This is a genomic window from Pseudomonas sp. PB101 (assembly GCF_009764265.1).
Classification (GTDB): domain Bacteria; phylum Pseudomonadota; class Gammaproteobacteria; order Pseudomonadales; family Pseudomonadaceae; genus Aquipseudomonas.
Genome location: NZ_RWIR01000072.1, coordinates 17454 through 28322 on the forward strand (window position 1 = coordinate 17454; position 10869 = coordinate 28322).

Sequence of the window (10869 nt, forward strand, 5' to 3'; positions counted from 1 at the left end):
TACAGGTCTGTGTCGTCCGTAGGAGCCGGCTTGCTGGCGATCGATTGCGCAGCAATCGCCCTACAGACAAAGCGGACTCAACTGACACTTTGTACGGAGCCCCCATGGCCAACGCTTTACCCGACCTGAAACTATTGCGCATCTTCGTCAGCGTGGTGCGCCATCAGGGTTTCGCCAACGCCCAGCAAGAGCTCAATCTCTCGACGTCGGCCATCAGCACCTACATGAGCCAGCTCGAAGCGGCCCTCGGCCTGGTGCTCTGCCATCGCGGCCGCGGCGGTTTCAGCCTGACCAGCAAGGGCGAACTGTTCCATCAGGAAACCCTGCGTCTGTTGGGCGAACTCGAAGGCTTCGAGCAGTACGCCGCGGCCCTCAAGGGCGAGTTGCGCGGTACCTTGAACCTCGGGGTGATCGACTCCACGGTCAGCGACAAGGCCCTGCCGTTTGCCGAAGCCATCGGCGCCTACAGCCAGGAACACCCGGCCGTGCACTTGCACCTGTCGGTGATGAGCCCTTACGAATTGCAGCTCGGCGTGCAGGACAACCGTCTCGACCTGGCCATCGGCGCGTTTTCCACGCGCATGAGCGGCCTGGTGTACATGCCGCTGTACCGTGAACAACACTGGTTGTATTGCAGCACGCGGCATCCGCTGTTCAATGAGCGGCGCATTCCCGAGCAGGTCATCACCCAGCAGCGCATGGTCGGTCGTGGTTACTGGAGCCAGGCCGAACTGGCGCGACACGGCTTCAAGCACAGCGCTGCGACGGTGGAAAGCATGGAGGCCCAGTTGATTCTGGTGCTGTCCGGCGCCTACATCGGCTACCTGCCGGAGCACTACGCCCAGGCCTGGGCCGACAAGGGTGATTTGCGGGTGTTGCTGCCGGCGACCTTTGGTTATCAGGCGCCGTTCTCGATGATCGTGCGTCGGGGGCGTAGCCGCGAACCGCTGATCCAGACTTTCCGTGATCTGCTCAAAGCACAACTGAATCAGGCGTAAAGACGATGTCCAGAATTCAATGTCCGCGTTGTCTGCGCCCGCAAACTCATTGCCTGTGCCCGTTGATCCCGAGCCTCGACAGCCGCACCCGGGTGTTGCTGTTGCAGCATTCGAGCGAAGTGAACCATGCGCTGAATACGGCGCGGTTGGCGGCGTTGGGCCTCAACAACGCCGAGTTGATCGTGGGGGAGGTGTTCGAGGATTTGCCGACGCTGTTGAGCCGGCCGGGGTATCAGGCGCGCCTGTTGTTCCCCGGCGAGGAGGCGCAGCCGATGCAGGCTTATGCCACGACAGACGAACCGTTGCTGCTGGTCGTCCCGGACGGCACCTGGCGCAAGGCGCGCAAGATGTTGCACCTCAATCCGCTGCTGGCGGCGTTGCCGAGGGTGACGCTGGCTGAAGGCGGCGTGTCTCGCTATCGGCTGCGCAAGGCGCCGGGGCCGGGGGCGTTGTCGACGGTGGAAGCGATTGTGCAGGCGCTTGAGACCCTTGAGGCACCGACTTCGTTTGCGCCGTTGCTGAAGCCGTTCGAGGCGTTGATCGAGGGGCAGATTGCGGCGATGGGGGAGGAGGTTTATCAGCGTAATCATTCTGAAAAATGATCGGTGGTCTTGCTGGCCTCATCGCGAGCAAGCTCGCTCCCACAGTGTCCGTTGTGTACACAAAGCCTGCGAACGCCACTGAACCTGTGGGAGCGGGCTTGCCCGCGATGGGGCCGGTTCAATCACCGCAACTTCTGAAAAAGACTACCTTTCCCGCATCGCCTCGGTCCGCGCTTTCAACACCGGTTTGAGCAAGTAATCCAGCACGGTTTTCTCCCCGGTAATGATGTCCACCGTCGCCACCATCCCCGGGATGATCAGCAGCGGTTTAACGTCCCCGCCCAAATGGTTTTTATCGGTACGCACTTGAATCAGATAGAAACTGTTGCCCTTGTCGTCGGTGATGGTGTCGGCACCAATCAGTTCAAGCTTGGCGCTCAGGCCGCCGTAAATGGTGTAGTCGTAGGCGCTGAACTTGACCATGGCCTTCTGTCCCGGATGCAGGAACGCAACGTCCTGCGGGCGCACCTTGGCCTCGATCAGCAGGTTGTCTTCCAGCGGCACGATTTCCACCATGTCACTGCCGGGCTGGACGACGCCGCCAATGGTGTTGACCTTCAACACCTTGATGATGCCGTGAACGGGGGAGACCACGGTGGTGCGGGTCACGCGGTCGTCGATGGCGATGCTCGATGCCGTTATTTTCGACAGGTCGGTGCGTTTCTCATTCAGCTCTTTGGCGGCTTCCGAACGGAAGGTCTGTTCCGACTCGTCGATCTTGCTCTTGATCTCGTTGATCGCCGATTCGGCCCGGGGAATCGCCAGGGTGGTGGCGTTCAATGAGCCGCGAATTTCCACCGCGCTGCGTTTGAGCCGGAGGATTTCCACCGGTGATACCGCACCGGTGCCCACCAGTGGCGTGGACATGTTCATTTCTTGCTGCAGCAACGCCAGGCTTGAACTGAATTGCCCCTGTTTCGAGCGAAACTCCGCCAGTTCCTGGGTCTTTTGCCGAAGTTGTTCGGACAGGGTGCGTTGTTCGCTGGCCAGTCGACGTTGACGCTGTTCGTACAGCGAGCGCTCGTCTTCAGCCACTTGCGGTGCCTTGGCGATCACTTCTTCTGACAGCTTGAACGGTCGGCCCTCGGCTTCGGCCGAAAGCCGTTCGACTTGCGCGGTCAAGGCGTAGCGATCGGCTTCGCTTTCGCCCTTGTTCGACAGGTAGCGCGTATCATCGAGGCGCAGCAGGGTGTCGCCCTTGTTCACCATTTGTCCTTCGCGGACGAAAATTTCAGTGACGATGCCGCCCTCCAGGTTCTGGATCACCTGGACCTTGCTCGACGGAATCGCCTTGCCTTCGCCCATCGTCACTTCCTGCAACACGGCGAATTTGGCCCAGACCAGCGCGCTGACCAGCAGCGCGGCGGCCAGCCACACGGTGATTCGCGACCAACGCGGCGAGTCCTGCAACGAGGCGCCGGCGGTTTCCGGCATGAACTCGGTTTCGGCACTTTTGTTGAAGCTGTCGAAGTAGCCGCGGGATCCTTGATCGGCAGACATGGGCTACTCCTAGACGGCCGCAGAGCCGACACGGCCCTTGCGCAGTGCATCGATGACCGCTTCTTTCGGACCGTCGGCGACGATCCGTCCGTTGTCCAGCACCACCAACCGGTCCACCAGGCTCAGCATCGAGGTGCGGTGGGTCACCAGCAGGATGGTTTTGCCCTGGACCCAGCCGTGAAGTTTTTGCCGCAGGACGTCTTCGCTGCTGTTGTCCATGGCGCTGGTGGGCTCGTCGAGCAGCATGATGGGCGGGTCGAGCAACATCGCCCGGGCCAGCAATACTGCCTGGCGCTGGCCGCCAGACAACAGTTGCCCGCGCTCGCCCACGGGCCGGTCGAAACCTTGCGGATGTTGCCGGGCCAGTTCGGTCACGCCGGTCATTTCCGCCACTTCGAGCATGCGTGAATCGCTGATATAGCGCGCGCCGAGGGTCAGGTTGTCGCGCAGGCTGCCGGCCAGAAGCGGCAAGTCGTGGGCGACGTAACCGATCTGATGGCGCAGGTCGGCGACGTCCAGTTGCCGCAGGTCCAGGCCATCGAGAAGCAACTGGCCTTCATCCGGTTCGTAGAACCCCATCACCAGTCGCGCCAGGGTGCTTTTGCCCGAGCCGCTGCGGCCGATGATGCCGACGCGCTCCCCGGGTTTCACACTGAAGCTGACATTGCCCAGGGCGGGAGCGCTCTGGCCGTTGTAGTGGAAGGTCACGCCGACAACATCCAGCGCACCTTGCAGTTGGGTGCGCTCCAGCGGCCGTTGCCTGGCGTCGCGCTCCTGGGGCAGGCCCATCAGCGCGTCGGTGCTTTTCATGGTCAGTTGCGCTTGCTGGTAACGGGTGATCAGGCCGGCGATCTGCCCCAATGGCGCCAGCACCCGGCTGCCGAGCATGTAGCTGGCCACCAGGGCACCGACGCTCAGGTTGCCGGCGATGATGCTGTAGACCCCGGCGACGATGGTCGCCATGCCGGACAGCTGCTGGATGAACAGGGTGCCGTTGGTGGCCAGGGCCGAGAGGTTGCGTGCATGGCTGTCGAGGCGGGTGAGGGCGCCGTGGGTGCTTTCCCATTTGTGCTGGCGCTCGCTTTCGGCGCTGCAGGCCTTGAGGGTCTCCAGGCCGCTGAGGGTTTCGATCAGCAACGCCTGGCGTTCGGCGCCGAGAGTGAGGCTTTTTTGTACGGTGTCACGCAGGCGTACCTGGATCACCATGGCGAAGATGATGGTGATCGGAAACGCCAGGATCGGGATCACCACCAGCCAGCCACCGAGCAGGCCGATCACCAGCAGCATCAGCAGGCAGAAGGGCAGGTCGATCAGGCTGGTGAGAGTCACGGCGGTGAGAAATTCCCGCAGGCCCTGGAAGTCATGAATGCTCTGGGCAAACCCGCCGATGGTCGCCGGCCGCGCTTTCATCGACATGCCGGTGATGCGCTCGAACAGGGTGGCGGACAGGATCACGTCGGTTTTCTTGCCCGCGGTATCCAGCAAGTGCGCGCGCACGACCCGCAGCACCAGTTCGAAAGCGGTGCCGATCAGCAAGCCGATCGCCAGCACCCACAAGGTCGAAGTGGCCTGGTTCGGCACTACGCGGTCGTAGGTCTGCATCACGAACAGCGGCACCATCAGGCCCAGCAGGTTGATCAGGAAACTCGCCAGGATCGCGTCGCTGTAGAGCCATTTCGACAGCTTCAGCGTGTCGCGGAACCAGGCCTGGACCCGCGGCACCAGCGGCGAGCGCAAGTCTTCGAGTTCGTGGCGTGGCCGGGCAAACAGCGCCTGGCCACTGTAGTGTTCGGCCAGCTCCTCGGGGCTGAGCCATTGTTCGCCGCCGTCGGCTTCGCTGGGCAGGATCAGCACCTTGCCGTCTTCGCCATAACGACGCAGGACGGCCGTGCGACCGTTGTCGAGCAACAGCAGCACGGGCAGGTTGAGCGCGGAGATGTCCTTGAGATCACGACGCAGCAAGCGCGCCTGCAAACCCGCCCGGGCCGCTGCACGGGGCAGCAGGTCCAGGCTCATGCGTTGGTGTGCCATGGGGAGCCCGGCACTCAGGCTGGCGCGACTGACCGTCGCGCCGTGGAGTTTGCAGAGGATCAACAGACCGTCCAGAAGCGGGTCATCGAAGCTCAGGCGCGGATCGACACCGGTGTTGCCGGGTTCCATGCTGGTCATTGAACGCTCCCGTGCACTACTTCAATTCAGGCAGACGCGCTTCGTTTTTCACTTCTGTCTGGGCGATGGCATCGGCGGGCAGTACGACCCGTTGCTTGCTCAGCAACTGGCCCATGTTCGCCAGTACACGGTACATCGAAAACTCTTCGGTGTAGCGCACCTCGGTGTAGCGACGGTTGGCGTTGTAGAGTTCGTTTTCACTGTCGAGCAGGTCGAGCAGGGTCCGCTGGCCGAGGCCGAACTGATCCTGATAGGCCACGCGTACTCGCTTGCTGGTGTCGGCGTATTCACGGGCGGTCGGGGTTTGTTTCTTGGCATTGACCATGGCGTTCCAGGCCAGGTGGATGTTTTCGTTCAACTGGCGCAGGGCGTTGTTACGGATGTCCATGGCCTGGTTGATCTTGTGTGCGTCGGAGGCCAGGCGCGCCTTGTCGCTGCCACCGCGGAACAGGTTGTAGTTCATCACCACGCCGACCCGCCATTCGTTGTCGTGGCCTTCGTCACCCTGCACGTTGTTGTTCGCACCCACGGCGGCCTCGGCGTCGAGGCGTGGGTAGAACGGCGACTTGGCGACTTCGTACTGGCTTTCGGCCGATTGCACGTCGGCCTGGGCGGATTTCAGGTAAGGGTTGTTTTCCACCATGCTCTGCTGGGCTTCGGGCAGGGAAGAAGGGACTTCGCCGCGAATCGACGGCGGGGTTTCGAGCTCATCGGGCAGGCGCCCGACAACGGCGTAGAAGTTCGACTCGGCATCCGCCAGATCGACTTCGGCGGTGTCGAGGTTGTTTTCCGCCAGTGCCCGGCGAGCCGTGGATTGATCGGCATCGGCGTTGCTGCCCACACCGCGCTCGGTGCGCAGGCCGATCTGGTCGTTGACCCGCAAGTGCGCTTGCAGGTTGTTCTTGGCCAGTGTCACCAGTTCGCGGCGCTTGAGCACTTCGAGATAAACCTCGGTGGTGCGCAGGGCCAGGTCCTGGGCGGTGCCCTGGGCGTAATAGGCTCGCGAGTTGACCACGCCTTTGGTGCGATCGACTTCATTGGCGGTGTTGAACCCGTCAAACAGCATTTGCCGCAGGCGCAATTCCGACTGGGTGTAGTTGAGGGTTTCGGTGTGGTGATTGCCGAGCGCCCGGGTATTGGTGTTGTCGCTGTAGCCGCGGCCATAGGCAGCGTTCAGATCGACCGATGGATAAAAGCCCCCTTTGGCGACCTTCACGTCTTCATCAGCCGACAGACGGCTGTCCACCCGCGATGCCAGTTCCGGGTGCGTCGCGATGGTGCTCTGGATCGCTTCGGTCAGCGTCATGGCCTGAGCCTGGGACGAGCAGGCCATGGCCAAAAGAACCGCGCTGGCGAGGGGGGTTAATAGGCGCATGTACATCTCCCTGATTCCTGATGGTGCTTATCAGTCGCCAATTATTTGACGACATTTATAGGTAAAGTTGTTTCATGTCTTTAACAAAAGAGCTAAGAACATTCTGGAGCGTAGCTAAGAAATTTTTTTCATAACGCTTATGCCGAAAAAAACTTATGCGCTCTGCGAAATCCAGCACATTGTTCAATTCGAAAGCCCTTGTTTTACGAGCTCTAGGGCGCTCACCGGGGCTTGAGGAAAAGTTCCAATCCACTTATCGACATAGAGCGGAGAAGTGCTGGAGGGGAGGGACGCGAACGATCTGGTGGTGACGGTTTTTTGTCACCTGGGTGATTCAGGATCGTTACGCATCGCTCACAGGCAAGGTCGTTGCGAACAGGGATCCGATGCCATTGATTGCAGAGGGTTTTTCCCGAAATCGTAAACAGCGCCGTGAGCGAATGGCTGGGCGAGATCGTTGCCGGGGCCACGGCTTACTCAAGTAAACCGATACCCGCAATACGATTCGCCAGACAACCCGCTTGAGCCATGAGCACGTTCTTCGCACAAACAAGGTGCCGACAGCGGTTGGCAGCGGAGGAAGTGCATATGGCTACGCTCATCGGAATCGTCAGTAAGGTCATTGGTCAGGTGTTCGCGGTTGCGAGCGACGGCACCCGGCGTGCTTTGGTCGAGGGGGACAAGCTGTTCGCCGGCGACCAACTGAGCACCGGCGCCGAAGGCGCGGTGGCGGTGCATCTGCAAAATGGCCAGGAGCTGACCCTCGGGCGCGGCAGCAGCATGCAGATGACCCCGCAGTTGCTCGCCAATCATATTCCCCATGTGGACTCGTCGGAGGCGGTGACGCCGAGCCAGGCCCAGCTGACGGATGTTCAACAACTGCAAAAAGCCATTGCGGCGGGCGACGACCCGACCCAGACCGCTGAAGCCACCGCGGCCGGGCCGGCCACCACCACCACCGGTGCACCGGGCGGCGTGCAGGGCAGTGGCCATAGTTTCGTCATGCTCGAAGAAGTGGGTGGGCGAGTCGACCCCACCATCGGCTTCCCGACTGCCGGTTTCAACGGCATTCCCGAACTTCCCGAAGAACGCCTGAACGCTGATCCGAACAACAACGTCGTAGCGGCCGATGCCCCTGTGGTGCCGCCAGTGACGCCGGAGGTGCCGGAGGTGCCGAACAATCCGGTGACCCTCGACGGCCTGTCGGTGGCCAATGGCGAACTGACCGTCAATGAGGCCAACCTGGCCGACGGTTCGGCGAGGAACCCGGGCGCGCTGACCCAAAGTGGCAGCTTCACCGTCAATGCCCCCGACGGGCTGAGCAGCCTCAGCATCGGCGGCATCAACGTGATCAGCGGCGGCGTGGCGGCAGGTTTTCCGCAGTCGATCACCACCCCGCTGGGCAGCACCCTGACCGTCACCGGCTACAACCCGGCGACCGGTGTCGTGAGCTACAGCTACACCCTCAACGGCGCCGAAACCCATGCGAGCGGTGAGGGCGCCAACGCTGTCGGCGAGCACTTCACCGTGGTGGCCGGCGACAGCAATGGCGACAGCGCCACCGGTTCGCTGGATATCAACATCACCGACGACGTGCCCCAGGCGATCGACGACGGCAATGGTGTTGCTTCGGAGACTCTGCTGACCCTCAACGGCAACGTGCTGACCAACGACGTGCAAGGCGCCGACCGGGTGCCGGTCGGTGAAAACAGCGGGCCGATCACCCCCGGTACCTTCATCGGCACCTACGGCACCCTGGTGCTGAATGCCAACGGCACTTACACCTACACCCTGAACACCAGCGATGCCGACTTCAAGGCGTTGCACGGTGGTGGTGACGGCACCGAAACCTTCACCTACACGCTGACGGACGCCGATGGCGACAGCAGCACGGCGAACCTGGTGCTGCAGATCCACAACAACGATGACCCTGACACGATTGGCGGTTTGAATCTTGGGGGGCCCGAGCTGACCGTCTTCGAGAAGAACCTCGGCGACGGCAGCGCACCGGATGCCACTGCGCTGACCCAGAACGGCACGTTCACCTTCACTGCACTGGACGGCATAACCACCCTGACTGTGGGCGGTATTGCCGTGGTCTCCGGTGGCGTGGCGGCGGGTTTCCCGCAATCGATTACTACGCCACTGGGCAACACCCTGACCATTACCAGCTTCGATCTTGCCACCGGCGTGGTGAACTACAGCTACACGCTGAACGACAACGAAGCGCACGCGACGGCCAATGGCGCGAACGCCTTGCCTGAGCAGTTTGATGTCACCTTGGTCGATGACAACGGCACCACCGCGACGGGTTCACTGGACGTGAACATCGTCGACGACCTGCCGCAAGGCGTGAACGACAGCAACGCTTCGACGGCTTCGGAAACCCTGTTGACCCTCAACGGCAATGTGCTGACCAACGACGTGCAGGGCGCCGACCGGGTGACGGTTGGCGAAAATGCGGGGCCGATTACCCCAGGTACTTTCACCGGCACTTACGGCACCCTGGTGCTGAATGCCAACGGCACGTACACCTACACGCTGAACACCAGTGATGCGGATTTCAAAGCCCTGCACGGTGGCGGCGACGGCACTGAGACCTTCACCTACACCATCACCGATTCGGACGGCGACAGCAGTACCGCGAACCTGGTGCTGCAAATCCACAACAACGATGATCCGGTGACGATTGGCGGATTGAACGTTGAAGGCGGTGAGTTGACCGTCTTCGAGAAGAATCTCGGCGACGGCAGTGCACCGGATGCCACTGCGCTGACCCAGAACGGCACCTTCACCGTCACTGCTCTCGATGGCGTCACCAGTCTGACCGTGGGCGGTATCGCCGTGGTCACCGCTGGCGTGGCCGCCGGCTTCCCGCAATCGATTACTACGCCACTGGGCAGCACGCTGACCATTACCGGCTTCAACGCGGCGACCGGTATCGTGAGCTACAGCTACACCTTGGTGGATAACGAAGCGCACGCGACCGCCAACGGCGCGAACACTTTGCCTGAGCAGTTCGCCGTCACTCTGGTCGACGACAACGGCACCACGGCGACAGGTTCACTGGACGTGAATATCGTCGACGACCTGCCGCAAGGCGTGAACGACAGCAACGCTTCGACCGCTTCGGAAACATTGCTGACGCTCAACGGCAATGTGCTGACCAATGACGTGCAGGGCGCTGACCGAGTGACGGTTGGCGAAAATGCCGGGCCGGTCACTCCCGGCACTTTCACCGGCACTTACGGCACCCTGGTGCTGAATGCCAACGGTACGTACACCTACACGCTCAATACCAGTGATGCCGATTTCAAAGCCCTGCACGGCGGTGGCGACGGCACCGAAACCTTCACCTACACCATCACCGACTCGGACGGCGACAGCAGTACTGCGAACCTGGTGCTGCAAATCCACAACAACGATGATCCGGTGACGATTGGCGGATTGAACGTTGAGGGTGGCGAGTTGACCGTCTTCGAGAAAAACCTCGGCGACGGCAGTGCGCCGGATGCCACTGCGCTCACTCAAAATGGCACGTTTACTGTCAGCGCACTGGACGGCGTGACGAGCCTGACTGTGGGCGGAATCGCCGTAGTCACCGCTGGCGTAGCCGCCGGCTTCCCGCAATCGATCACCACACCGCTGGGCAGCACGCTGACCATCACTGGCTTCAACGCCGCGACCGGCGTGGTGAGCTACAGCTACACCCTCAACGACAACGAAGCGCACGCGACTGCGAACGGCGCGAACACCTTGCCTGAGCAGTTCGCCGTCACTGTGGTCGACGACAACGGCACCACGGCGACTGGTTCACTGGACGTGAATATCGTCGACGACCTGCCGCAAGGCGTGAACGACAGCAACGCTTCGACGGCTTCGGAAACCCTGTTGACCCTCAACGGCAATGTGCTGACCAATGACGTGCAGGGCGCTGACCGAGTGACGGTTGGCGAAAACGCCGGGCCGATCACTCCCGGCACTTTCACTGGCACCTACGGTACTTTGGTACTCAATGCCAACGGTACGTACACCTACACGCTCAATACCAGTGATGCCGATTTCAAAGCCCTGCACGGCGGTGGCGACGGCACTGAGACCTTCACCTACACCATCACCGATTCGGACGGCGACAGCAGTACTGCGAACCTGGTGCTGCAAATCCACAACAACGATGATCCGGTGACGATCGGCGGATTGAACGTTGAGGGCGGCGAGTTGACCG

General features: G+C 61.6%; 6 protein-coding genes. 3 read left to right on the forward strand and 3 right to left on the reverse strand.

From position 1 onward, the window contains the following. Nucleotides 1-104 precede the first annotated feature (104 nt). Together EI969_RS22185 and EI969_RS22190 are read left to right on the forward strand one after the other, a co-directional pair. Nucleotides 105-998 carry a LysR family transcriptional regulator gene (locus EI969_RS22185; RefSeq protein WP_007972518.1) on the forward strand — a complete coding sequence of 298 codons (894 nt, stop codon included), beginning with the start codon at nucleotides 105-107 and terminating at the stop codon, nucleotides 996-998. Nucleotides 999-1003: 5 nt separating this feature from the next. Further along, nucleotides 1004-1600, forward strand: a complete 597-nt coding sequence (locus tag EI969_RS22190) for a tRNA-uridine aminocarboxypropyltransferase (protein WP_160389659.1) — start codon at nucleotides 1004-1006, stop codon at nucleotides 1598-1600. A 144-nt stretch (nucleotides 1601-1744) separates the two neighbouring features. Here the strand turns inward: EI969_RS22190 and EI969_RS22195 are convergent, their stop codons facing one another. From EI969_RS22195 to EI969_RS22205, 3 genes are read right to left on the reverse strand one after another with little or no spacing between them, the layout of a single operon-like run. Continuing rightward, nucleotides 1745-3100, reverse strand: coding sequence for an HlyD family type I secretion periplasmic adaptor subunit (locus EI969_RS22195; protein WP_056721436.1), 1356 nt, complete (start codon nucleotides 3098-3100; stop codon nucleotides 1745-1747). A 9-nt stretch (nucleotides 3101-3109) separates the two neighbouring features. Then, a complete protein-coding gene (locus EI969_RS22200) occupies nucleotides 3110-5269 on the reverse strand; it encodes a type I secretion system permease/ATPase (protein WP_160389660.1) in 2160 nt (719 codons plus the stop codon). Between the two features lie 16 nt (nucleotides 5270-5285). Continuing rightward, nucleotides 5286-6644, reverse strand: coding sequence for a TolC family outer membrane protein (locus EI969_RS22205; protein WP_160389661.1), 1359 nt, complete (start codon nucleotides 6642-6644; stop codon nucleotides 5286-5288). Nucleotides 6645-7232: 588 nt separating this feature from the next. Here EI969_RS22205 and EI969_RS22210 point away from each other — a divergent pair. After that, nucleotides 7233-10869, forward strand: a 3637-nt coding sequence (locus EI969_RS22210) for a retention module-containing protein (protein WP_160389662.1), incomplete at its 3' end; no start/stop codon positions are given.